This is a genomic window from Mesorhizobium onobrychidis (assembly GCF_024707545.1).
GTDB classification, from domain to species: domain Bacteria; phylum Pseudomonadota; class Alphaproteobacteria; order Rhizobiales; family Rhizobiaceae; genus Mesorhizobium; species Mesorhizobium onobrychidis.
This window is the reverse complement of record NZ_CP062229.1, coordinates 3,737,005-3,761,418: the sequence shown is the minus strand read 5'-3', so window position 1 is coordinate 3,761,418 and position 24,414 is coordinate 3,737,005. Positions and strand designations below refer to the sequence as shown.

Genomic DNA, 24,414 nt, shown 5'->3' with positions numbered 1-24,414 from the left:
GTCGTTGTCCTCACGCTGCGGTCGGACTTGGAATGCGCGGCAGGTTCTCTGCCAGAAACCGCCAGTCCTCGCGCTCGCTTTCGCCTTCATGGCGCTTGCCGAAGAACTGGATGATCATCTTGCCGTCGGCGCCATAGGCTTCGAGAGACGTGACATGGCCGTCCTTGGTCGGTTTGCGCACGGCCCAGACCTCTTGGATGTGGTCGGTTCGCAGATGCAGGTGGAAAGTCTCGTCCAGCACGTTGATCCATGGCCCCATCGGCTTGATCGACTTGATCGGGCCCGAATGGATCTGGATGCAGCCGCGACTGCCGACAAAGCACATGATCGGCATCTCGCCCTCGGCGGCATGATGTAACATGGCGCTGACCGCATCATTGTCGAGCAGCCAGGCGTAATCCTGGCCGACCATGCGCATCGCCTGGCGGCGGTCGAGCTTCAGCGTCTTCAGCATGCCGAAGAACTGATGCACGTCGGTCAGCCGGCTCCAGCGGTCGCGCAGATCGTCGACATCAGCGGGAGCGTCGGAAGCCTCGGCCTCGTTTTCAGGCCCGCCTTCTGAAATCGCCCCCTCCTCTGAAATCGCAACAGTCGACTCCTGGTTCGGCGATTCGAGCTCGGCGACCAGCTTCTGATAGGCATAGAGGTTCGACGCCGGCCGCAGATGCACCTTGTGCACCGCCTCGCCTGCCGCATCGAAGAACTGCAGGCTGCGCCTGATATCGCCGCCGTCACGCTTTTCGACGGCAAAGCCGTGCGCCCAGACTTTCGGGAAAATGCGCAGGTCGATGTTCTCGCCAAGCACCATGGCATTGTGGTTGCCGGTGACGACCTTGTCGTAGACGCCGATCTTCTCGTGCACAGCGCTTTCGTTGCGCGTCAGCGCCATCACCTCGCCGACGGCTTCGAGGCCGGTCAGAAGATCGTTGACGCGCGGTTCGACGCAGACGACGCCGTCGCCGCAATGCGCGGCGACCAGCTCGGCCTCCGAAATGCCGAGCTGGGCGGCGAGATCGCGCTCGCGCGTCTTCGGATTGTCTGCCCGCGCCCGCCGGATCTCGTGCGGCGCGGGCTTTACGCGCTGGTCCATATCTTACTACCTACTTGTTGAGGATGAGCTTGCCCTGGCGGGTGATCTTCAGCCGGTAGAGCGCTCCGTGATGCTCGATGCCGATCTCGTGTTCGCCCTGGAACAGCGTGTTGCTGGACAGGGTCCTCACCGTTAACGGGACCCGATCGAAACGAGCCGAATTGTCGTCGGAACGGCGGACGCGATCGCGAAAGTCATTGGGGCGAAAGTCACTGGGATTGTGCGTGTTCATCTGGTTCGATCCCTTTCCTTGGCCGGGCTTGGTCGGCTGGCTCGACGCTTGCGTGAAATGCCGATTCATTTCTTGACTTGAAATATCATGTTTATTAGTCAGTGCAATACAGGAGTAAGTGAGTCAAGATTTAAGACGCCGGACACGACGAAAAATGCCAGCAAGCGCCAAGCCAGCCAGCATCGAACCTGGACTTTGGAGTTGGGGCATGGGGTTGGCGAATTGGGGACGGCTGGGGCTGGCGAATAGCAGCCCAAGTCCGGCGCATCGATCAATGGCAAAGGGCATGGCCGCACTGCTGGCGGTTGCTGCGGCGATCGCGCTGCTCACCCCGTCGGCCAGTGCTCAGTCGGCCAATGCTCAACAGGCCGCCCAACCTGCAACAGACCAGCAGCAGACCGAGCAAGCGCAGACGCCTGAAGAGGTTGCCCCGGCAGGCGCAACGCTGCTCGACCAGATCCTGGTCATCAGCCGCACCGGCGAGACGGCGATCGATTCCCTGGCTTCGGCCAGCCATGTCGATCAGGAGCAATTGGAACGCCGTATGGCGACGACGCCCAACGAAATGCTGTTGGGTGTGCCGGGTGTAGCGGTCCAGGCAGACGCAAGGCGCGTCAGCTCCAGCATCAATATCCGTGGCTTGCAGGATTTCGGGCGCGTCGCAGTGATCGTCGACGGTGCGCGGCAAAATTTCCAGCGCTCCGACCACGGCCCGCAATCCACCTTCTATATCGACCCGGAGCTCATCAAATCCGTCGACGTCATCCGCGGCCCGGTCGCCAACACCTACGGCTCGGGCGCCATCGGCGGCGTCGTCCTGTTCGAGACCAAGGACGCGGAAGACTATCTTCGCGACGGCGAGACATGGGCGGCGTCCGCGACCGGGCGCTACGAGAGCATGGCGAAGGCTGGACGACCAGCGCCGCCGGCGCCTACTGTTTCAACGAGAACTGGGATGTCCTCGGCAACATCGTCTATCGCGACTATGATGACTACAAGGATGGCGGCGGCGATACGGTGAACGGCACCAGCTTCGACGTTTTAAGCGGCCTTCTCAAGACAACCATACGCCCTAGTGAAAACAGCGAACTAAAGCTGGCTGGAATGGCACGAGCGGCTGGAACGAGGTCAGCGGCGGCACGCCGGTGAATGATGTCGACCTGGAGGCGAATACCTTCACGGCGCGCTACAACATCACCGATGAAGACAAGAGCTGGCTCGATCTCCACGTCAACGCCTCCTACAACAAGACCAAGCTGGAGATGACAAGCCTCGTTCCGCAAAACCGGTTTGATCCAGTCACCGGTCTTCCCATCGTCCTGCCGGCGGGTTCGATGTCGACTTTCGATGTCGGCACTTCGGGGATCGACATCTGGAACACATCGCGGTTCGAGACCGCCGGCCTTGCGCATGAGCTGACCTATGGTGGCGACTGGGTTGGCGACGACGTCGAGACGGGTGGCGCCGCAGGCGGCGACAGTTTTTATACCCCTTCGGGCAAGCGAGACATTTCCGGCGCCTACATCCAGGACAAGCTCACCTGGGATTGGCTCGAAATTATCGCCGGCCTGCGCTATGACAGCTACAAGCTCGAAAGCGATGTCGGCGAAACTTCCGGCGACCGGCTGTCGCCGCGCATCACCGTCGGCGTCTCGCCGTTCGAAACCACCAGCCTTTCGGGACTGCAACTCTACGGCACCTATGCGGAGGGATATCGCTCCCCGTCGCTGTCGGAAACCCTGATCAGTGGCAACCATCCGGCAGGCGTCAGCTTTCCGTTTCTCCCCAATCCCGATCTGAAGCCTGAAACCGGCAAGACCGTCGAATTCGGTATCAACTACAAGCAGGACGACATCGTCGAAGCCGGCGACGCGTTTCGTTTCAAGGCGGCCTACTTCAACAACGACGTCGAAGACTACATCGACGGCGTCACCCTGTCGGCCTTCGATCCGACCAGCGGCTGCCCGTTCGGCCCCGGCATCCCGATCTGCTTCCAGTACCAGAATTTTGCAAAAGCCAAGATCCGCGGCTTCGAAATGGAAGGCATCTATGGCGCCGGCTGGGTTTCGCCGGGCTTTCGGCCTCGATCATCGATGGCCACACCATCTCCTATGACGGCGAGCGGGCAGACCTTGTTACCGTCCCCTCTTCCCAGGTCACCGGGCAACTCGGCTTCCGCTTTCTGGAGGACAAGCTGACCGTCGGCGGCGAGGTGCAGTACAATGGCAAGCCGAAGGGCAACCCAGTGGCCAAGGACTACACGCTGGTCAACGCCTTCGCCAGCTACCAGGCAACCGACAATCTCAAGGTCGACTTCCGCGCCGACAATTTGTTCGACGTCAAATACACCAACCCGTTGAATGCACCGGCCACGAGTGTAATTTACGAGCCTGGCGTCACGCTCAAGCTGGCGGCGACAATGCGATTTGGAGGCTGATGACAATGACAAGCTTGACGGTATCGCTTCGCCTGCTGACCTCGGTGCTGGCCATGCCGCTTGCGATAGGTCCGGCGTGGGCGCAACAGTCTGCCCCGGCCCCTGCTCTCACGCTTGAACTCAATGGCGCACAACCCTCCGACAAGGGCTGCCGTCTGACCTTCGTGGTCAACAACACGCTCGGCGCCGATCTCTCGAAGGCGGCGTTCGAGATCGCGCTGTTCAACGAGGCCGGCGTCGTCGACCGGCTGACCGTGCTCGACTTCAAGGACCTGCCGGCGGGCAAGACCAAGGTGACGCGTTTCGATCTTGCCGGCGCCGACTGCGCCAAGGTCAGCCGCGTGCTGATCAACAGCGCGACCGAATGCGCCGGCACCGGCATCCAGCCGGACGCTTGCATGCGTGGACTGAAGACCGAGACCAAGACCGGCATCGCCTTCGGGGTCTGAAAAGACGGTGGGACTGAGCCCGCACCCGCAAGGAACATGGTGGCAGGGCCTTTGGCCACTTCCGCTCTGTGGCCGCTAGACACCAACGATCTTGATTTGACAAGTCCGCGCCGGTCGCGGCAGGTCTCGTCGCGAGCCATGCAGATGATCAGTCCTCTCCCCGACGCCAATGGCGAACTGGCGATTGCGCCGACCGAACCGCTTGCGCCGGTCCGACCGTCAGCCATGAGCCGCAAATGGACGGCAGCGATCATCGCCTCCTGCCTGTTTCATGTCGCGGTGGCGGCCGCTTTTCTCATCGCACCTGGCGGCATGTCCGATTCCAAGGATGCAATCCAGATGGAAGGCACCGATCAAACCGGCGCCAACGTGGTCGGCAGCGACTTGGAAGGTCAGGCCCCGGGCGCGATGAACGTTACCTTGGTGCCCGACCCGCAGCCGGCCAAGCCTGAGGTCAAGCCCGAGCCGCCTGCCGACCGGCCCACCGGGGAAATGGCCGAGCAGCCCCCCGCGCCCTTGCCGCAGATTGTCAAACAACCCACCGCCGCGCCAGACATACTGATGGCCGACACCCCGCGCCTCGACGAGCAGAGCGTGGCTCCGAAGATTGAAACGCCGGCAGAGCCGGCTGCTCCGGCCGAGAGCACCGAGGCGCCTCCTGCCGATATCGGACAGCCGCCGATCCCAACCCCAAGGCCGAGCGCGACACCAGGTCTTGGCGGAGCCGGCGAAACGAACGATGCCCGCGGCGCGGCGGATGGCGAGGAACGCCACGCGGTGACGTCCAGCAAGGGCAAGAAGCAGGCAGCGGCAGGTAATGCGATGGAATCCCGCTACAGCGGTGAAGTTCAGAAGAAGCTTGCCCGCGCCAACCGTCGTGTCTCGAAATCGATACAAGCGAGCGCCCGCAACAATGCCAGGGTCGTTTTCGTTGTCATGGCCGACGGCAGCATCAGCGATATACAGCTTGCCGAAAGCTCAGGTTCTGCGGAGCTTGATCAGTTCGCTTTAACACTGGTGCGCAAGCAAGCACCGTTCCCTCCCATTCCAAGCGAAACTGGCAAGTCAAGTTGGGTGTTTAAAGCGCGGATCGGTCCATTTTAACAGCCTGCGCCTCATCGTTTCAGGCAATCCACCAAGCATCATAATCCGCAATCCCGAAAGGACAGCCAATGTACATCGCGATGAACCGCTTCAAGGTCCAGAACGGCTCAGAGGAAGCCTTCGAGGACGTCTGGAAAAACCGCGATTCGAGCCTTTCGGAGATGCAGGGTTTCAAGGAGTTTCATCTGCTGCGCGGTCCGGTCAACGAGGCCGAAGGCTACACGCTGTTCGCCTCGCACACCGTGTGGGCAAGCCATGAGGATTTCGTCGCCTGGACCAAATCCGAGAACTTTCGCGCGGCGCACCGCAACGCCGGCTCCACCAAGGTGCACTATCTCGGCCATCCGCAGTTCGAAGGCTTTTCGGTCGTCGAGGGCGCGTGAGTAGTCTCAGGCGACCCATGGTTCCCTTGGGCCTTTGCCGAACGATCGCCGCAGCGCCCTGACGAAATAGGCGCCGTCGGCGAAGCTGCCAATCTCCCCCCTTGTGGGGGAGATGCCCGGCAGGGCAGAGGGGGGCGCTGTCCCGCCGGCCTGCTGATCAAAGGCATGCCTGCTCCCACCATGACTCTTTCGCAGAACTTGACGCGCACAACTCGATCAATTTGAAAAAAGCAAAGCCGGCGATCCTTCACGCCCCCCTCTGTCCTGCCGGACATCTCCCCCACGAGGGGGGAGATTGGCTGTCACCTCGGCATTCGCAAATCTCCTGCCCGCGATGAGCGAGCCTGGCGGAATCCTACGCCGCGGCCAGCAGGCTGGCATTGCCGCCCGCAGCCGTGGTGTCGACGCAGACGGCGCGCTCATGCGCATAGGCGGCCGGGTTGAGCACTTCGCTGACCAGCGGCACGATCGGGCCGGCGCGGTCGGCGATCACCTTGCGCACGATACGCGCGGCCTCGGGCGTGCCGGAAAAGGCGACGACGTCGACACGCAGCGCGCGTGCCTCGACCGGGTCGGGCCGGCCGTCGATGGCCGCCAGCGGCAGGCCCTTGCCGGTCAGTGACGACAGTGCCGCCGGCGCACCGGGCGCGACGGCCAGCACCGCATTGCCGGCCGCGAGCGCCTGGATGGTCTGGGCAAGCAGCGTGTCGGCGTCCGGTCCCAGGCAGAGCACGCGCCCGCGCGGCGACAGCGACAGCGTGTTGGCTTCGCCGGTCGGTCCGGGCAGATCGACCTGGCCGAAATCGATGCTCGCGGCGGCGCCGATGGCCGCGGCACCTTTGCCGCGCAAATGTTTCCTCAGCACCGCAATGCGGTCCGACCGCGTCGACCAGCCGCCGAGCGCCGGGTCCGGCAGATTGTCGGCGAGTTCGGTCGCCGTCACCTTGCGGCCGTCAAGAATAGGCGTGCCCGCCTGCGGCCCCTTGCGGAACCGCCTGAGATAGTGCGGCCCGCCGGCCTTCGGCCCGGTGCCGGAAAGCCCTTCGCCGCCGAACGGCTGCGAGCCGACGACGGCGCCGATCTGGTTGCGGTTGACATAGATGTTGCCGGCATGGATGCCGTCGACGAAATGCTGGGCGCGGCCTTCGATGCGGGTGTGCAGGCCGAAGGTCAGGCCATAACCCTTGCGGTTGATCGCGGCGATGACCCCGTCGATATCGTCGGCGTCGAAGCTGGCGACGTGCAGCACCGGCCCGAACACCTCGCGCTCCATGTCCTCGATGCCTTTGACCCGAAAGACGTGCGGCGCAACGAAGCGGCCGTTCTTCGGTGCTTCGAGCTTGGCGATCAACCGGCCCTGCAGGCCCATGTCAGTGCAATAGTCGCGGATCGATTTTTGTGCCTCGTCGTCGATTACCGGGCCGACATCGGTCGAAATCTGCCAAGGGTCGCCGAGGCTGAGCGCCTCCATCGCGCCCTTCAGCATCTCCAGCATTTTCTTCTCGACGTCCTTCTGCACGTAGAGCACGCGCAGCGCCGAGCAGCGCTGGCCGGCGCTCTGGAAGGCCGACGCCAGGATGTCGCGCACCGCCTGCTCGGGAAGCGCGGTAGAATCGACGATCATGGCGTTCAACCCGCCGGTCTCGGCGATCAGCATGGCGTCGGGCGCCGCGGTCTCGGCCAACTGCTTCTCGATCAGCTTGGCAACCTCGGTCGAGCCGGTGAAGCAGACGCCGGCGATGCGCGGATCGGCGGTCAGCGGGCCACCGACCGAGGGACCGTCGCCGGGCAGAAGCTGGATGACGTCTTCCGGCACGCCGGCCTGGCGCAGCAATTCGACGGCGCGAAAGGCGATCAGCGGAGTCTGCTCGGCCGGCTTGGCGATGACCGAATTGCCGGTGACCAGCGCGGCCGCAATCTGGCCGGTGAAGATGGCGAGCGGAAAATTCCAGGGCGAGATGCAGGCGATCACGCCGCGCGCCTCGGTTCCCGGTTCGGCATTGGCAGCTTCGGCTGCGTAATAGCGCAGGAAATCGACGGCCTCGCGCACTTCGGCAACACCGTCGGCTAGCGATTTTCCGGCCTCGCGGGTAGCGAGCGCAAAGAATTCGACGGCGTTGGCCTCATAGAGATCGGCGGCGCGGTTGAGGATGGCGGCGCGCTCGGCAACGGCACGCTTCGCCCATACCGGCTGCGCCTCCACCGCGAGGCGCACGGCGGTCGCGACCTGCTTGGCGGTGGCCTCACTGACCGTGCCGACCACCTCGTCAGGTTTTGCCGGATTGAGCACCGGACGCTGCTTGCCATAGCCGGCGGCGCGCGTGATCGGCTTGGCGTGCCAGCGCTCCGGGCCGGCAAACTCTGCCCTGGCCGTCTCGATCGCAGTCAGCGTGACGGTGTCGGTGATGTCGAACCCCTTCGAATTGCGGCGGCCGGCGCCGAAGATCGCCGACGGCCAAGCGATTGCCGGATTGGCGGCCGGACCCTGTTTCTCGACCGTCTCGAGCGGGTCGCGCGCAATATCCTCCGGCTCGACCTCCTCGTCGGTGAGCTGGTGGACGAAGGAAGAGTTGGCGCCGTTTTCGAGCAGCCGGCGGACCAGATAGGCAAGCAGGTCGGAATGCGCGCCGACCGGCGCATAGATGCGGCAGCGCGTGCCCTCGGCCCGCCGCACCGTCTCATGCAGCGCCTCGCCCATGCCATGCAGGCGCTGGAACTCGAAGGAGTCACGATCCCCGGCCATCGACAGGATGGCGGCGACGGTGTGGGCGTTGTGGGTGGCGAATTGCGGATAGATGCGGTCGGTCATCGACAGCAGCTTTTTCGCGCAGGCGAGGTAGGACACGTCGGTGTTGGCCTTGCGGGTGAAGACCGGATAGCCGTCGAGCCCGAGCGTCTGCGCCCGCTTGATCTCGGTATCCCAATAGGCGCCCTTGACCAGCCGCACCATGATGGTGCGGTCGTACTTCTTCGCCAGCGCATAGAGCCAGTCGATGACGAAAGCGGCGCGCGGACCATAGGCCTGGACGACGACGCCAAAACCGTCCCAGCCGGCGAGTTCCGGCTCGGCCAGCACCCGTTCGATGATTTCGAGCGACAGGTCGAGGCGGTCGGCTTCCTCGGCGTCGACGTTGAGGCCCATGCGCGAATGGCGCGCCGCCAGTGCCAGCGACAAAAGCCGCTCGGCCATCACAGGCAGCATCTTTTCCTTCTGCGTCACTTCATAGCGCGGGTGCAGCGCCGAGAGCTTGACCGAGATGCCGTGGTTCTGTCGGATGTCGGGACCATTGGCGCCGGCGTCGAGCGACGAGATGGCGTCGGCATAGGCCTTGAGATAGCGCAAGGCGTCGGCCTCGGTGCGAGCCGCTTCGCCCAGCATATCGAAGGAATAGAGATAGCCTTTCTGGGTCATCGGCCGGCCGCGCTTGACGGCCTCGGCAATCGTGCGGCCGAGCACGAACTGCTCGCCCATTTCGCGCATGGCGGCGGCTACCGCCCTGCGGATGACCGGCTCGCCCAGCCGGCGCACCATGGCGCGCAGCGTGCCTTCGATGCCGTCCTCGCCTTCGTCGAGCACTCGACCGGTCAGCATCAGCGCCCAGGTCGACGCATTGACGAAGATCGAGCTCGAGCCGCCCGAATGCGCCGACCAGTCATGCGGCGCGATCTTGTCGGCGATGAGGTCGTCCATCGTCTCGGTGTCGGGCACCCGAAGCAGCGCTTCGGCCAGACACATCAGCGCCACGCCCTCCTTGGTGGAGAGGCCGTAGGCGGACAGGAAGACCTCCATCAACCGCGGATCGGACGAGCCGCGCACCGCCCGCACCAGGTCGGCGGCGCGGGCCGAGATCGCCTTTCGCTCTTTCGTCGAAAGCCCTGTCGCCTCGGCCAGCCGCTTCACGGCCTCGTCTTCGTCAGGCAAGTAATTGGCACGGATCTGCTGGCGGATGGCTTCGAGCGCTGGCATGACGGTCCTGTAGAGCAAGCATCAGGGAGCGGTCCGGCGGTCACCGGACCGAATGGCGCAAGCTAGCACAAAGCTTGGTTTCGATCGGTCCAAAGAAATCGACAGGACAGGTCGATTGATCTATCGTTCGGCGTGATTTCCTCCAAATTGACCAAAAATTCGATGACAGAAGACCAATTGGACCGCATCGACAGGAACATCCTGTCGGCGCTGGGCAGCGACGGCCGGCTTTCCATGTCGGAACTCGCGGCAAAGGTCGGCCTGTCGAAGACGCCGGTGCAGGCGCGGGTCAAGCGGCTGGAAAAAGACGGCATCATCCGCGGCTACCAGGCGATCATCGATCGCGAGCGCATGGGCGAAGGCCATGTCGCCTTCGTCCAGGTGAAATTGTCCGACACCCGCTCGGCCGCGCTCGACGCCTTCAACCGCGCCGTGCAGGCGGTGCCGGAGATCGAGCAATGCCATATGATGGCGTCGAGCTTCGATTATCTCCTGAAAGTCCGCACCACCGACATCGCCGCCTACCGCCGCGTGCTCGGCGAGCGCATCTCCGCCCTGCCCCACGTCGCCCAGACCTCGACCTTCGTGGCGATGGAGACGGTGAAGGATCGGTAGGCGCGCTGTTGCGGTGACGAACCTTTGATGCTGGCGGGACAGCGGGGCGCGCGAAGGATTGCTACCGAGCGGCCTTTATTCCGAGTCCTCACTCCGCCAGCGTCTTCAAAAACGCCACCAGCGCCGCGCGCTCGCGGTTCGAAAGCTGCAGCGGGTGGACCTCGGATACACCCTCGACACTGGCCGGCGCTTTCGAATAATGCGCCACCACCTCGTCGAGCGAAGAAAATTGCCCGGCATGCATGTAGGGCGCACGGGTGGCGGCGCCGCGCAGCGACGGCGTCTTGTAGGCGCGGACGAGTTCCGGTCCGGCCTTGACCATGAAGCGCAGCTCGCCGCAGGCGCTGGCGTCGCCATCGCGAAAGGCGCCGAAGCAGTTGAACGGATCGGCCTCGACCTGCGCCACCGCATCCATGCGGCCGCGATCCGGCGGCAGATTTGTAACCGGCGGCACGCCGGTGTTGTGAAAGCTGCCGTCGGTGAAACGCGGCCCGGTATGGCACGTCACGCAATTGGCCTTGCCGATGAACAGTTTTAGCCCGAGGATCTCCTCGGGCGAAAAGGCATCGTCGCCTTGCGGAGTCTGTATACCGGTATCCAAGGCGGCGGCGAACCGGTCGAAGCGCGTGTGCGGCGGCGCAATCGATCGCTCGAAGGCGGCGATCGCCTTGCCGATATTGGCGAAGACGCGGTTGACGCCCTGGGCCTGTGCATCGGACATGGCATTCCAGGCAGCCTTCTCGGCATCGCTGCCGAGCGGGCTGGCATTGGCCGGCACAGTCGAAAGGTCGGGCAGCGGCCCGAAGATGCGCTCGTAGCGCTCGCCGAATCGCGCCTTGATATAGTGCGCGTAGGCGGCGCGGTTGCCGGCCTGCTCCAGCGGATTTTCCAGCGGCGCCAGCGCCTGCGCCCAAAGACTGTCGCGCCGCCCGTCCCAGAACAACCATGCATCATGCGCGACGCCGGCCAGCGGCATGGTGCGCCGGTTGGTGCGGCCGACACCGACCGCTTGCGGCAGGTCGTCCTGGAACTGCCGGTCGATCTTGTGACAGGTCGAGCAGGAAACCTTGCCCTCGCCGCTCATCCCGACGTCGAAAAACAGCGTCGCGCCGAGGGCGGCCGCGGCCGGCACGTCGGCGAAGCGGTTTGTGGTGTCGGCTTTCAGCGGCGGCAGCGCCGACAGCGCCAGCGAGGCGATTGTCTTCTTTTCGGCATCGGAAAACTCTGGCTTGCCGCAGCCGGCAAGCACGGCCATCACCAGCAGCGCGAGAAGACGCGAAACGCGGTTCATCCCCAGCTCACAGCAGCACATTGAAGACGACCGTGTCGGATCCGGCCGCCGCGGAAATGGCGAAATGCAATTGCCACAATCCGCTCATCGTGAATTTCACCCCGTCGATGCGATAGCATCCGTCGCCCAGATAGTCGGTCGCCTGCGGGCTGGTCGGCAGACCGTGCCTGTGCTGCGGCATGCCCCCGGAAATGGTGATCGCGGCGCCCTCCACCGGGGTTCCCGCACCTGTCTTCAGGGTCAGCAGCCAGGATTGCAGCTCGCCTTGCCTGATGACACCCCGCTCCGGCTCGAAACTGGCCACAAACAGCCCGTTCGTCGTCTTCTTCGAGCGGGCGACTTCGGAGCCGGCAAGCCGAGGCGCGTGCGGCGCAGTCAGATAGACGGCGGCGAGAATGCCGGCCAGCAAGGCAGCCAGACCAACACCTGCCAGAACATAACGCCATAACGATGCCAAACCGTTTCCTCTTCCGGAGATAACGTCTCGCTGCGCAGCTTGCGTCCCGCCGTCCGCGTGAGAAAACGCCGCTGGCGCAAAAATCCGCCATGGCCAAGCATGGCGCTGCCGCTCGCAAAAAGCTACAGCACCGGGTCTTGGTTTTGTGCATGTCGTTATCCCAAAACCGCTGCGCAAGCTTTGGGCGACATGCACCAGGAGAGAGATTCATGACAGGAAACGGCGTCGCCTCGATCGGTGAATGCATGCTCGAACTTTCAGGCCAGGCGGGGCCGAACTGGCGCATGGGTTTTGCCGGCGACACGTTCAATACGCTGTGGGCGCTGCATGCGCTGAGCGGCGACCGGCCCGTGACCTATGTGTCGGCCTTCGGCGACGACCCGTTCTCGCGCGACCAGATCGGTTTCTTTGCGCAAAACGGCATCGGTATCGGCGCCAGCCCGATCATAACAGGCGCACGGCCCGGTCTCTATGCGATCACACTGACCGGCGCCGAACGCTCCTTCACCTACTGGCGCGGCGATGCGGCCGCAAGGCAGCTTGCCTCCGACGCGGCTGCGTTGGCGAAAAGCCTTGAAAATCAGGCGCTTGTTTACTTTTCCGGAATCACTTTGGCAATTCTGGATTACGCCGCGCGCAACACGCTGCTGGCGGCGGTGGCCAAGGCGCGCGCCGCCGGTTCGCTTGTCGCCTTCGATCCCAACTACCGGCCGCGGCTGTGGCACCGGCGCGAGGAAGCGCAGGCCGCGATCCTCGATGCCCTCGCAGCCACCGACATCGCGCTGCCGACCTTTCCCGACGAGCAGATGCTGTTCGGCGACGCAGCGCCGCAAGCAACCGCGGAACGGCTGGGGAAGCTGGTCGGCGAAGTCGTCGTCAAGAACGGCGAGGAGCCGGCGCTGATCGCCGCAAACCGGACCCCGCAACCCGTTCCGGCCGTGCATGTCGCCGCCCCCGTCGACACGACCGGCGCCGGCGATTCCTTCAATGGCGCCTATCTCGCCGCCCGGCTTGCCGGCCATCTCCCGACCGAGGCGGTGCTGCGCGCGCATCGCGTCGCCGCGGCTGTCGTCCAGGTGCGCGGCGCGCTGGCGCCATTCGAGACGTTAAGGGCGGCGTTCGAAGATTAATGCATGTCGCCCAAAAGCATGCCCTCGGGCCCGACCCGAGGGTGCGCAGCGGTTTTGCGATAACGACATGCATAAAAACAAGAACTTAAAGCGCGTTGCATGAATCCATTCAAACGCGACGCGCTTTAGGATCAAAACGAAATCAGACTGGCTGCCGCCAACGGCTGACAAGCTTGCAGCCAAAGGCGGTCACTATCCGCGCTTTTCGATGACGCCGTACAGAACGTTGCGGTTCTCGCCAAAGAACACCTGCGCCTCGACGGTGTTGCGGTCGACGCTGGCATTGATGATGTTCCACATATCGGCCTCCGATCGCAGCAGCAACACCCAGTCCATGAACGTCTCCCAATACCCGGCGTCAGGATTGCCCTCCGCGTAGTTCGCGAAGAGGAATGTCCCGTTCGGCTTCAACATCTGCAGGCAGGTTTTCGTGAGTTTCACGGCGACGTTGTGCGCAAGGTAGTCGTAAAGGCCAGAGGCGTAGATGAAGTCGAACTTGCCGAGCTTGTGGCCCCGCGTGAGCACGGTTCGCACCGAGCCGTCGATGGCCTCTACCGCGGTGCCCTGGAAGTCGCGCGTGATCAATCCAACGCTCTGAGGATCCTGATCGAGCGCAACCCAGCGCTTGAGACGGCCCTCCTGTAAGGCGGTCGAGCGATTGGCCTCCCTTAAATGGCCGGCCGCAATCGCCAGGACCTCGGCTTGCGGGCCATTTTCGGTCGCAATCTTATCGACATAGCGGGTCAGAAGATCACGCCGTTCCCGTGCCGCGATGGACGACGGCACATCCTTGGTATGGCTATAGAGCGCCTTGCCGGTCTCCGAGGCGTTTGCCACGCTCTCGGCCACGTGCGGATCGCAATAGATGTAGTCGAGCAACTGCGCGTCGCCGGAATAACCTCTGGGCTTGTTATGGGACCACCGCGTGAGCGGATCCTCAAGAAAGTACTCCAGGACCGGGTGGTTCTGCACTACCGGTATCAATGCCTGCCAAACGTCGGGATGAACCTTGGAACGCGTCGCGCTGAGGTACGACGTCACACGACGAATGATCTCGGCGGGGTCCTTTCGTTGCTCGATTTGCTGGTGTGTCGTGTGGAGAATGAGCGCAAGCTCTACGCGAGCGGTTTCGAACGCTTCGCTATGAGGCTCGAGCTTTTTTCGAGGGAGACTGGCGGCGATCATCTCGGCAGTAATCAGACTTTTGCCATCGAGGATGGTTGCCACCGCATGACTCCATAGTTACACTTAACTAGATATTAGCTAGATATTGCGTAAAATTTTATCTTTGCCAAGCCACATCTCCGGCATTTTAGCGGTGTCGTTAATTTCCCGCCAACCATGCTAGGTCTTTGGACGCTTCGCGGTGCGGAATCCGGATACGAGTTAACGAAAACCTATTTGCGCGACTGCATATTGTTTGCGAGGCGCCGCAATCGCTGTCGCGCCCGAGGAGTCGGCCGGCGTTGGGGGCAGAAGCTAGAAATGAGTTCGGAATACAAAGCCCCGTTCAAATGGGGTTTAGCGTGACGAACGAATGCGCGTCATCCGCATTGGCCGATATGGTCCATGCGGAACCGCTTGAGCTGCGGTACGAGCCGCGGTCCGACGAGCTCCGCAGCCTCTACTGGGAGGAAGGCCAAGCGAAGCGAAGGATGGACGCCAGGCCAGGGCTTTGGATCGCCGTCGCCATCTATCTGCTGTTTTCGGCAACGGATCTGCTGCTGATTCCGGATGTGGCAATCTATACGATCACGACGCGCTTCGCGGTCGGAGTGACTGCACTCTTGATCCTGGAAGCACAACTTCGCCGGGGGGTCGGAACGGAATGGATTGACGTGACTTGCGCCGCAGCCATCATCTTTGGCTATGTTGGTTGGTTGTGCCCGGCGGTTATGGGCGCGGACAAGGAAAGCGTCTCTTATTATATGGTCTTCGGTACTATCTTCATGATGGGCGCCAATCTTTTCTTCACATTCAGGTTTAATCTATCCATTGTAACTTCTGCTATAATCTTGTGTGTATTATACACCGTGAACTATTTCGTACCTTCTACGCTAACATACAAAATAGTATTAGGAATTTTTTACATTTCGTGTTTCATATTCACGTCGTATGTAAACTGGCGGTTGAACGAGGAACGTTACAACGTCTTCCTGAACGCCTTGGAAGCTAAAATCCAGCACAAGGAGGCCACCGAGCGCGGACAGGCGCTGTTGAATCTGTCGAGAACCGATCCGCTTACGGGTCTGGAGAATCGGCGGGCGATTGACGAGAAGCTGCGGGACTACTGGAGCGACTGGCAAAGGTCTGGCAGCAGCTTTGTGGCGATCCTCATCGACGTGGACTTCTTCAAAAGGTTCAATGACTATTACGGACATCAAGAGGGCGACCGCTGCCTGATTCTTGTCGCCAACGCCCTGGCCGATATGATTAAGCAGTACAATGGCTCAATCGGCCGCTACGGCGGTGAGGAATTCATTGTCCTGGCTCGGATGGAAAAAAGAGAACAGGTCGTGGATATTGCGGAAGCCATTCGAAGCACGGTGGAGAACCTCGCGCTTCCCCACGAGCAGCGCAGAGACGGTATCTCGGTTGTGACGGTGAGCGTTGGCGCTGCATTCACCAGGCCGCAGATTGGCGCCAAGCTGGAAAAAATCATCCACGAGGCCGATCGCGCCCTCTATCTGGCAAAAGCAGGCGGTCGAAATTGTACCTGGCTGTTCGATCCAAACGATCCCCAGAGCAGCGACGAGAGCGAGAATATTGCGGCTTTGCTGAAGATCGCGATCGGCCAGGATCTCGTTTCACTCGTCTATCAGCCCATCCAGAATGTCGCGTCGGGCCGAGTTGAAGCCGTCGAGGCTCTGATGCGCCTCAAAATGCTGGACGGTACATCGGTTCCGCCGAGCCTATTCATTCCCGTCGCGGAACGAACTGGTGCGGTCCTGGCGCTCGGGCGCTGGGCAATAAGGACAGTGTGCACTGAGCTTCTGGCGGACGATCACGTCGGTGTCGTCAGCGTCAACGTCTCTCCGATTCAGCTCAAGACGCCCGGCTTCGCGGCTTCTGTTGCGACCATTTTGAGCGAGACTGGCGTAGCCGGCAGCAGGCTGGCCCTCGAAATCACCGAAGGGCTGGAGATGGAGATGCACTCCGGCATTCTCCGCTGCATCAGCGACCTGAAGCTGCTAGGGATCAGGATATGGCTTGATGACTTCGGGACCGGCTTCGCGGGCCTGTCATGGCTTCGTCTAATCGATTTCGATACGGTGAAGGTCGACCGCTCGTTTCTCCATGACTGCGGTACCCCGAGGGGCAAGGCGATGCTGCAAGACATTATTGCCTTGGTCCGAAATCGCGGCCATAAAATCCTGGTCGAAGGGGTCGAAACCGACGAGCAGATGGCCATTGTACGCGAATTTGACATAGATAAAATCCAAGGCTTCCACGTCGGCCGTCCTGCTCCCGCCGCGAGTTTCCGGGCGAGACCGGTCATCTACAAACGCCCATTTTCGGTCGTTAAGTCCGCATGAATAGCGGCGGAGCGATCTGCGCTCCTGCAAGCCGTCGCCCCGCGCTCCCTCTGCAGATGATCCAGCGGCTGGCCGAGAACCTTGCCGTTTGAAATCGGCCGGCGGGAACGAGCACAGGGCGCCATTAGCGGTCGTTGCTGACCCTTCCATTCAATGTCGGCAGTTCGTGGGGAAGCCGTCGTTCCAGGTCCGTCTTAGTGCTTTGCTCAACGTGGCCAGCGGTCGACTTCGCCAACAAGAGCATGAATGTGAGTCCCGATGCGAAGTGGTTGTTCCCGTTGGTTGCCTGTAAGGAGCAAATTCGCACCACATCAATTTGCCGACGGCCCCTCCCCGAATAGATGCGGTTGCGAGTCGATTGCGAAACAATCCGTTTAATGCTAATGCAAATCATTCTCATTTGCATTTGTGGTGGCGATTGTGTCCGAAGTCAGCGCTTGGTTCCGCGAAAAGATCAGCAGGCGTGGGCTGCTGTGGGGCGGCCTGGCGGCGGCCGGAGGCTCGGCGATAGCGGGAACGGCGGCTGGCCAATCGGTCCATTCCGGCCATGGGGCGGCGTCGGCCGCGGACGCTGCACCGCCTCCAGCGCATTTGGCCGCCCACGGATCGATGATCACCGTCGGAGACGTGGACAACGAGCGCAACGGTTTCGATCCTTCCCGGATCGTGACGGACTGGGAAACGGGCTCGGTGTCGAAGCTTCCCGACGGACGAATCCTTCGGACTTTCGAGATCGAGGCGGTTGACAAGGAAATCGAAATCGCGCCGGGGATCATGTTCCCGGCCTGGACCTACAACGGGCGGGTGCCCGGGCCCGCGCTCAGGGCGACCGAAGGCGAGCACCTGCGGATGGTATTCCGCAACTCCGGCTCGCATCCCCACTCCATGCACTTCCACGGCATCCATGCCGCAAGGATGGACGGCGTCCCCGGTGCAGGCTTGATCGATCCGGGAGAAGAATTCGTCTACGAGTTCGATGCCAGGCCCTTCGGCTGCCATCTCTATCACTGTCATGCGCTGCCCCTGAAGCGGCATATCCACAAGGGCATGTACGGCCTTTTCGTGATCGACCCGGATCCGGCCCGCCATCCGGGGCTTGCCGATGTCGCCCGTTCCCGCTTGCTCGGCACGCCCGAGAACGCCGAATGGCAGGAATTCGCCATGGTGATGAACGGCTTCGACACCAACTTCGACAACGGGAACGAAGTCTATGCGGTGAATACCGTCGCACACGCGTACATGAAGCGGCCGATCAGGATCGTCCGCAACCGCCCAGTCCGCATCTATCTGGCCAATGTCGTCGAGTTCGATCCCATCAACTCGTTCCACTTGCACGCCAACTTCTTCGACTATTTCGAACAGGGGACGACGCTCACGCCGACCTTGAGGACGGTCGACTTGATCACTCAGGTGCAGGCGCAGCGCGGAATCCTCGAGTTTACCTACAAGGATCACGAGACCGGTCTCTACATGTTCCACCCGCATCAGTCGGAGTTCACCGAACTCGGCTGGACGGGCATGTTCGACGTGGTGGAGGCGGTCGCATGAACGAGGTCTCGCACATCGCCGCCGCCGACCCGACCGCTCCCGTCGGCTCCGGAAAATCGCGCGCCGCTTTGCTGTGGATGATCCTGCCGCTGGTCGCCCTCGGCCTGGCGATCACCTGGCTGCTGGTCTCTGACCCGCTCAGAAACTTCGGGAACGGCGCTCCGCCTGTGGAGAACCTGACTTTCGAGCGGACGATCCTTTCGTCCGACGGCATCCGCGTCCTCGTCCGCGCCGGCGGCTCGGAGCCGATGACGATCGCCCAGGTCCAGGTTGACGACGCATACTGGCAGTTCACGCAGGAACCCGCAGGACCGCTCGGCCGCGGCGCTACGGCATGGATCCACCTGCCCTTCCCCTGGGTGCTGGGGGAGGCGCATGCCATAAACATTGTCACCAAAACCGGGGCGACGTTCGAACACGAGATCGCAGTCGCTGTGTCGACCCCGACACGGGACGCAGGGAACCTTGCTTCCCAGGCGCTGCTCGGTGTCTTAGTCGGCCTCGTTCCGGTCGCCATCGGAATGATGTTTTATCCGGTGCTGCGCGGGGTCGGCCGCAACGGCATGAATTTCCTGCTCGCCCTGACTGTCGGCCTGCTGGCGTTCCTGTTAGTCGACGCCACGGCTGAAGCTTTCGAACTGGCGGCCGAGTCCGCCGCAATATTCCAGGGACAGGCGATGGTCGTCCTCGCAGCCGCTGCGAGTTTCCTCCTGCTGATGGCGGCCGGCCGCCGGGACGGAGTGCCGACCGGACTTGCGCTCGCCACCTTCATCGCGCTTGGAATCGGCCTGCACAATCTTGGCGAGGGGCTGGCCATCGGCGCTGCGTTCGCGGCAGGCGCGGCCGGATTGGGCACTTTCCTGGTGTTGGGCTTCATGCTGCACAACATCACCGAAGGCATCGGCATTTCCGCGCCGATGCTGAAGAAGCGCCCGCCTCTGTGGACCTTCGTCGGCTTGGCGCTTCTGGCGGGCGGTCCCGCCGTCATCGGACTTTGGATCGGAAGCCTGGCCTATGCGCCGCAGTGGTCGGCGCTGGCTCTCGCGGTCGGAGCGGGAGCCATTCTGCAGGTCATCGTCGAGGTCACTGCGTACCTGATGAGGTCGGACGGGAGAGGCCCTGCGGCGCTTACAGCGCCAGCCACGATGGCGGGATTGGCCGCAGGCGTTTCGTTCATGTATGTGACCGCTATGCTCGTCAAAGTCTGATCTGCCGCGGCGATAGTTTGTCCGGTCGCTCCTGCCGGATTGTCGCCTGTGAACTGCGGGCGCGGAGATCGGTTACGGCAAATAGCGGAGACGTGAGCGGGCATGCTCACGCTTCCGTGCGGTTGACACCCTGCCCGGATCGCATTTTAACGCTTAATTAACGAGAAGAAGCACGGGCATGGACTTATGGGATTTGAAGAAGCGCGAGGGCGGATTCTGGCCGCCGTTCTGCTCGGATTGGCGGCGACGGGGCAAGGCTTTCAGCCCGCCAGGCGCATTCGGGAGCAATGCTGACGGGCGATCCTACCACCCAGCCGATCGGGCATTACGAGTTCTGCAAAGCCAATCCTAAGGAATGTGCCATACGCACTCGCGACCTGTCTCCGGTGCAGATGTCGGAGGAGTTCCGGCAGCGGATCTCCGAGATCAACCGCGATGTGAATCGGTCCGTCGAGCCGATGCTCGACGTCGAACTGTTCGGCAAGGGGGAACTCTGGACCTACCCCGGGAAGGCGGGTGGATTGCGAGGACTACGTCCTCCAGAAGCGCCGTGTCCTCCGCGCGGTATTTGTCACACTCGTTCAAGGGTCGAGATCAAGGCGTAGAACCACTCAAACTACGAAGGCCATCAGCCACGCGTCAGGGAGTTGCCGTTTGGCGCAATAGCGCTGCAAGCGGCCGCGTGTCTTTTCTCCGCGACCCAAGCCTAGATACCGAACGGCATTGCGCCAGTAGATATTCTGCAACTGGTCCGACGTGAAGCCGGCGAGACGAAGTTGGGCGTCGAGATTTGCGAGATAGCGGCTGGACACGATCAAATGTGAGCCCAACCGTAAGCTGCCCCTTGTCGTTTGAATCCGATCAGCGAGCACAGAGCGCCGGTTCCGGACATTCGCGACCGCTCTTCACAGCGGCGCTTCGCGCCACGGTCAATCCGGCCCTCAGGCCGACCGTCGCCGCCCGTCAGACCCACCGGACCAGGTCTGGCTCATTGCTTCGTGTTCGCCTCCCGGAACGCCGCCTCTCCGGCGTCCGACACCTCGGCCCACTTCTTGTCGGCCGCTGGATCCGCGGCGTAGCTGTCGTGCCAGTTCCACCACTTGTAGGTCGGGGTCTGGGGATAGCCCTCGGGCGAGTCCTCCCAGACCTCCTGCCGGCCCAGCGGGGTGATGTCGAGGTAGTTCCAGGTGCCTCCCATCTGCTCGTCGCCGCGGTTGTTGATGAAGTAGGTACGGAACACGCGGTCGCCGTCGCGGATGAACACGTTGTGGCCGTGCCACTCGTCCACGCCGAAATCGGCGTCGAAGCTGTCGGTGATAGTGAACCACGGCATCTCCCAGCCCATGCGCGCCTTCAGCCGCGCGATATCAGCCTGCGGCGCACGCGAGACGAAGACGAGAGTGGTGTCACGGGCGTTCAGGTGGGCGACGTGGGCGACCTGGTCGGCCACCAGGGAGCAGCCGCGGCAGGCATGGTCGGGCCAGCCGAACACTCCCGGCTCGAAGAAGGCGCGGTAGACGATCAGCTGACGCCGACCATCGAACAGGTCGAGCAGGCTGGCCTTTCCGTGAGGCCCTTCGAACGCATAGGTCTTCTCCACCGCCATCCACGGCATCCGCCGGCGCTCGGCGGCCAGCGCGTCACGGGCGCGGGTCTGGGCCTTTTCCTTCACGAGCAGCTGCTCGCGGGCCGCCTCCCACGCCTGCGGCGACACGACCGGTGGTGTGTGCATGGCAGTCTGTCCGCTTTTCCGTCCGCTCTTGGCTGATGAAGTCATGGCGTTGATACCTCCTGATCTGGGCGAATTCCCGCGCCTCATGGCTGACACGCGGTTCCATTCGCTGCTCACCACTGGTTGTTGGGCATGAGCTAGTTTGGCACCGGAAAGCGAACAGTGGGAGTAACAAGTGTGGCGGTATTCCGATGCCGTCTTGACCGGCCGGCATCTGAAACCCTCCGCACGAAAAGACATCGGCATTTCAGATAGTTCCATCGGAACAAGAAAGCGGTACGGGACGTTACTTGAGGTCGGGGATACCGTCACGAGTAACACACTGGCCACAGCGGCGGACACGGCTGAGCACTTAAAGGAACGAACCACCGGCAAACTCAGGACGTTTGCCAAACGCAATTCGCAACTCGACGGAAACGCAGTTTGATCGCCAGCGTCCTCGGTCCCACCCCGAACACCAGATTGTCCGGCCGAACACGAAGCTCCGAAATGGCTTCGCCGATCGACAAAATTCTGGCTGGCCACGACCCCCTTAAACTGGAAATCGGGGGAGCCGATTGGTGGACGGTTCATCGCGGCTTGTCGCCTATCCTGGGTACGGCCATTCACAACGGTCATGAGGTCCGCGGTGCCGTCGAGGCGTTGCTGGCGATCTCCGACGACGACCGGTTGCGGGAGGAAGATCCTTTCACCGAGTTCGTCATTCGAGATGTACCCAACCGTATCGTATTCCACCGGTCGCGTTTCGAGGTCGACCTCAACCGCGCTCGCGAGGCGGCGGTCTACCTCTCGCCCGAACAGGCCTGGGGCATGGACATCTGGAGCGAGAAACCCGCGCCCGAAACGGTCGAGGATTCGCTCCGTGTGCACGACGACTATTATTCGATGCTAAGACAGGTTTTACGCGGGCTTGAAGAGCGCCATGGACGTTTCGTCGTGCTCGACATTCACAGCTACAATCACCGTCGTGGCGGGCCAGACGCGGCGCCATCCGATCCGGAAACCGCGCCCGATATCAACATCGGCACCTTCTCTATGGACCGTGAACGATGGGCACATGTCGTTGAACAGTTCATAGCCGCGTTGCGCATGTTCGAGTTCCGCGGGCGCCGGATGGACGTGCGCGAGAATGTCGCTTTTGAAGGCAGGGGCGAGCAAACGCGGTTCATTCACGAAGCCTTCCCGGAGACCGGCTGTGCTGTCGCCGTCGAGTTAAAAAAATTCTTCATGGACGAATGGACCGGATTGCCCGATCAGGCCGCGCTGGTCGCGATGCGTGCTATGATCCGTTCAACGCTGCCGATCCTGGAGGATAGACTGCAAGCGACGAGATGAGCAAAGCGCGAGTAAGCGACAGGCCGGCGAAAGCGCTCGATATGGCGCTTGTAGAAGATGTTCTCGCCGATATCGACGCTGGGAAACCGGTTCGGCGAGATCTTGAAGGTGGCGGGCGCCTCCACATCGATCGCGCGCTTCCCTTCCTTTGCGTTCATTTGATCGACGGGCGTGAAGACGATGCGGCGCGGGATGTGGCATCGTCCAACGCGTCTTACCTTATCACTCCCGATCTGGATGCCGCCGTTCTGGTAATCGAAGCCATAGGCTCCGCCATGGCGAAACGCTTCGGCGCCTTCGTGCTGCTGGACGTCGGCGAGTTGGAACGGGATAGGCTACTCAGTGATGACGCCCCGTTTCTTCCACCTTTCGAGATCACGCTTTCCGCCACCGATCAACGAGCGATCCGCACTGCCCTCGACAGCTTTGCTTCGGCGGTCGAGAGCGTGGAGGTCAAGTTCCGTTCTCCGCGTCTCGATAAACGTCGTTCAGCGGACGACCCGCACGCGCGCCTTGCTGCGCGTCTCATTGGCCTTCCCTGTCTCACCGTGCGTTTCGCGCCGATCTATCGACAGCCCGACTCCGACGAGATCTATCCCGATCTGCGGGCAAGGCTGATCGCCAATATCTTCGATGCCGGACTGCAGGCCATTGCCGCCTTCGTCAAAGCCACCGGCATTCTGAGCCTGCCAACGCACCGCGCGCTCGGAAGGCAGGCCTTCGTCGACTCAGTCAGCCGCGCCGATCGGAGCATCGACGACATCGTGGCGACCTTCGACTTTCTTCTGGCTGTAACACCGATCAACGCCGACGCGGCGTGGCGGGAATTCGAGGCCAGCAGATTCCAGCATGCGCCAAGGTTCCTCTATCGGCCGCTGGCCGTTCAGGTGGATGTCGAGAAGAGCAAGCTCTTCTCGATCGACTTCGATCGCTTTGAGGATCCCGTGCTTTTCAACCTATATCGCGAAAAGCAGCAGGAACTCGATCTGCAACTTTCGATGCTGTCCGCCCGGGAGACGACACGTTTCGTCGAGTTGGGCCGCGCGCTCTACGGTCGTGTCGAGCCTGCATTGTTTGATGCTGCGAAAGACATTCTGGCGAAAACGGCGAATGCAGGAGGCAACCAGGTGGGGGATGGCGAGCACGGCGAAAGCGCCGATTGCTTTTTCGTAGAGCGCCAGGCGCGTTCGATGATCGAAATCTATCGCAGGCAGCATTCCGGTTTCGAACCGATGATCGAATTGCGCGACGATCTGCCGGCTGGCCTGATGGTTTCGGGTTCCCGCCTTCTAATCTCACGCAGTACAAACATGGCGCGCCACAGGGTCGAGGCGCTGCTCAGCCATGAGATCGGTGTCCATCTGCTGACCTACTTCAATGGGTCGGCTCAAGGGCTGCGCCTCTTCCGATCGGGCCTTGCCGGATATGAGGGCGTGCAGGAAGGGCTCGCGGTCTTCGCCGAGTATCTGGCAGGCGGCATGACAAGAGGGCGTGTGCGTCTCATCGCCGCTCGCGTGGTTGCTTGCGCGGCCATGCTCGAGGGTGCATCGTTCCAGGAAACCTTCCTGGTTCTGGTTCGCGACTACGGTTTCACCGAAATTGGCGCTTTCAATCTGACCCTTAGGCTATTTCGTGGTGGTGGCCTCGCGAAGGACGCGATCTACCTGCGCGGCCTCCTCGAGGTGCTCGACCATCTCGGAAAGGGCGGAGCGCTCGATCCGTTCTGGATGGGGAAGATTTCGGCGTCGCATTTTGGTGTCATGCAGGAATTGAACCTGCGCGGCCTGCTCAGGGCGCCAGAGATAACGCCTGCCTTTTTGTTCGATCCGCAGGCAGAGCGGCGTCTCGAAAAGGCACGATCGGGGCTCTCGCCAGTCGAAATGATCGCAACCTAGGGGCT

General features: G+C 62.2%; 21 protein-coding genes. 14 read left to right on the top strand and 7 right to left on the bottom strand.

Going from position 1 to position 24,414, the window contains the following annotated elements; translation table 11 throughout:
- Positions 1-10 precede the first annotated feature (10 nt).
- Positions 11-1,090, bottom strand: coding sequence for a hemin-degrading factor (locus tag IHQ72_RS18640; protein WP_258116410.1), 1,080 nt, complete (start codon positions 1,088-1,090; stop codon positions 11-13).
- A 10-nt stretch (positions 1,091-1,100) separates the two neighbouring features.
- Complete coding sequence (hemP, locus tag IHQ72_RS18635) at positions 1,101-1,322, bottom strand: hemin uptake protein HemP (RefSeq protein ID WP_065007795.1); 222 nt, start codon at positions 1,320-1,322, stop codon at positions 1,101-1,103.
- A 286-nt stretch (positions 1,323-1,608) separates the two neighbouring features.
- Between hemP and IHQ72_RS18630 the strand changes: the two genes are divergently transcribed.
- From IHQ72_RS18630 to hmuQ, 6 genes are all read left to right on the top strand, one after another.
- Positions 1,609-2,343 carry a TonB-dependent receptor plug domain-containing protein gene (locus tag IHQ72_RS18630; RefSeq protein WP_258116409.1) on the top strand — a complete coding sequence of 245 codons (735 nt, stop codon included), beginning with the start codon at positions 1,609-1,611 and terminating at the stop codon, positions 2,341-2,343.
- A gap of 124 nt (positions 2,344-2,467) precedes the next feature.
- Positions 2,468-3,520, top strand: coding sequence for a TonB-dependent receptor domain-containing protein (locus tag IHQ72_RS18625; protein WP_258116408.1), 1,053 nt, complete (start codon positions 2,468-2,470; stop codon positions 3,518-3,520).
- A 14-nt stretch (positions 3,521-3,534) separates the two neighbouring features.
- Entirely contained in the window at positions 3,535-3,759 is a 225-nt protein-coding gene (locus IHQ72_RS37100) for a hypothetical protein (protein WP_374120255.1), read from the top strand.
- Between the two features lie 5 nt (positions 3,760-3,764).
- Positions 3,765-4,208 (top strand): hypothetical protein, encoded by a 444-nt coding sequence (locus IHQ72_RS18615; RefSeq protein WP_258116407.1) that lies wholly within the window; start codon positions 3,765-3,767, stop codon positions 4,206-4,208.
- 144 nt (positions 4,209-4,352) lie between these two features.
- Positions 4,353-5,312 (top strand): TonB family protein, encoded by a 960-nt coding sequence (locus IHQ72_RS18610; RefSeq protein ID WP_258116406.1) that lies wholly within the window; start codon positions 4,353-4,355, stop codon positions 5,310-5,312.
- Positions 5,313-5,380: 68 nt separating this feature from the next.
- Positions 5,381-5,695: a heme-degrading protein HmuQ gene (gene hmuQ / locus IHQ72_RS18605; protein WP_258116405.1), complete on the top strand. Its 315-nt coding sequence runs from the start codon at positions 5,381-5,383 to the stop codon at positions 5,693-5,695.
- A gap of 355 nt (positions 5,696-6,050) precedes the next feature.
- Here hmuQ and putA read toward each other — a convergent pair whose 3' ends face one another.
- Positions 6,051-9,662, bottom strand: coding sequence for a bifunctional proline dehydrogenase/L-glutamate gamma-semialdehyde dehydrogenase PutA (gene putA / locus IHQ72_RS18600; RefSeq protein WP_258116404.1), 3,612 nt, complete (start codon positions 9,660-9,662; stop codon positions 6,051-6,053).
- Between the two features lie 162 nt (positions 9,663-9,824).
- On the opposite strand from putA, the gene IHQ72_RS18595 reads away from it, so the two are divergent.
- Positions 9,825-10,277, top strand: coding sequence for an Lrp/AsnC family transcriptional regulator (locus IHQ72_RS18595; protein WP_258116403.1), 453 nt, complete (start codon positions 9,825-9,827; stop codon positions 10,275-10,277).
- Between the two features lie 88 nt (positions 10,278-10,365).
- Here the strand turns inward: IHQ72_RS18595 and IHQ72_RS18590 are convergent, their stop codons facing one another.
- Together IHQ72_RS18590 and IHQ72_RS18585 are read right to left on the bottom strand one after the other, a co-directional pair.
- Positions 10,366-11,568 (bottom strand): cytochrome-c peroxidase, encoded by a 1,203-nt coding sequence (locus IHQ72_RS18590; RefSeq protein ID WP_258116402.1) that lies wholly within the window; start codon positions 11,566-11,568, stop codon positions 10,366-10,368.
- A gap of 7 nt (positions 11,569-11,575) precedes the next feature.
- Positions 11,576-12,025, bottom strand: coding sequence for a FixH family protein (locus IHQ72_RS18585; RefSeq protein WP_258116401.1), 450 nt, complete (start codon positions 12,023-12,025; stop codon positions 11,576-11,578).
- Between the two features lie 209 nt (positions 12,026-12,234).
- Here IHQ72_RS18585 and IHQ72_RS18580 point away from each other — a divergent pair, with 209 nt between their 5' ends.
- Positions 12,235-13,155 (top strand): sugar kinase, encoded by a 921-nt coding sequence (locus IHQ72_RS18580; protein ID WP_258116400.1) that lies wholly within the window; start codon positions 12,235-12,237, stop codon positions 13,153-13,155.
- A 192-nt stretch (positions 13,156-13,347) separates the two neighbouring features.
- Here IHQ72_RS18580 and IHQ72_RS18575 read toward each other — a convergent pair whose 3' ends face one another.
- A complete protein-coding gene (locus tag IHQ72_RS18575; protein WP_258116399.1) occupies positions 13,348-14,382 on the bottom strand; it encodes a class I SAM-dependent methyltransferase in 1,035 nt (344 codons plus the stop codon).
- A 287-nt stretch (positions 14,383-14,669) separates the two neighbouring features.
- Between IHQ72_RS18575 and IHQ72_RS18570 the strand changes: the two genes are divergently transcribed.
- The 4 genes from IHQ72_RS18570 to IHQ72_RS18555 all read left to right on the top strand — a co-directional run bounded on the left by IHQ72_RS18570 (position 14,670) and on the right by IHQ72_RS18555 (position 20,052).
- Complete coding sequence (locus tag IHQ72_RS18570; RefSeq protein WP_374120399.1) at positions 14,670-16,691, top strand: putative bifunctional diguanylate cyclase/phosphodiesterase; 2,022 nt, start codon at positions 14,670-14,672, stop codon at positions 16,689-16,691.
- Positions 16,692-17,111: 420 nt separating this feature from the next.
- Positions 17,112-18,239 (top strand): multicopper oxidase domain-containing protein, encoded by a 1,128-nt coding sequence (locus IHQ72_RS18565; protein ID WP_258116398.1) that lies wholly within the window; start codon positions 17,112-17,114, stop codon positions 18,237-18,239.
- Positions 18,236-19,447 carry a ZIP family metal transporter gene (locus IHQ72_RS18560; protein WP_258116397.1) on the top strand — a complete coding sequence of 404 codons (1,212 nt, stop codon included), beginning with the start codon at positions 18,236-18,238 and terminating at the stop codon, positions 19,445-19,447. Before IHQ72_RS18565 ends, IHQ72_RS18560 begins: the two co-directional genes overlap by 4 nt.
- 287 nt (positions 19,448-19,734) lie before the next feature.
- Positions 19,735-20,052, top strand: a complete 318-nt coding sequence (locus IHQ72_RS18555; RefSeq protein ID WP_258116396.1) for a transglutaminase-like cysteine peptidase — start codon at positions 19,735-19,737, stop codon at positions 20,050-20,052.
- A 383-nt stretch (positions 20,053-20,435) separates the two neighbouring features.
- Here the strand turns inward: IHQ72_RS18555 and IHQ72_RS18550 are convergent, their stop codons facing one another.
- On the bottom strand, positions 20,436-21,224 hold the full coding sequence (locus tag IHQ72_RS18550; RefSeq protein ID WP_258116394.1) for a DUF899 domain-containing protein: 789 nt from the start codon (positions 21,222-21,224) through the stop codon (positions 20,436-20,438).
- A gap of 444 nt (positions 21,225-21,668) precedes the next feature.
- On the opposite strand from IHQ72_RS18550, the gene IHQ72_RS18545 reads away from it, so the two are divergent.
- Positions 21,669-22,514 (top strand): N-formylglutamate amidohydrolase, encoded by an 846-nt coding sequence (locus IHQ72_RS18545; RefSeq protein ID WP_258116392.1) that lies wholly within the window; start codon positions 21,669-21,671, stop codon positions 22,512-22,514.
- Positions 22,511-24,409 carry a flavohemoglobin expression-modulating QEGLA motif protein gene (locus IHQ72_RS18540; RefSeq protein ID WP_258116391.1) on the top strand — a complete coding sequence of 633 codons (1,899 nt, stop codon included), beginning with the start codon at positions 22,511-22,513 and terminating at the stop codon, positions 24,407-24,409. The genes IHQ72_RS18545 and IHQ72_RS18540 overlap by 4 nt, the downstream gene beginning before the upstream one ends.
- Positions 24,410-24,414: the final 5 nt, after the last annotated feature.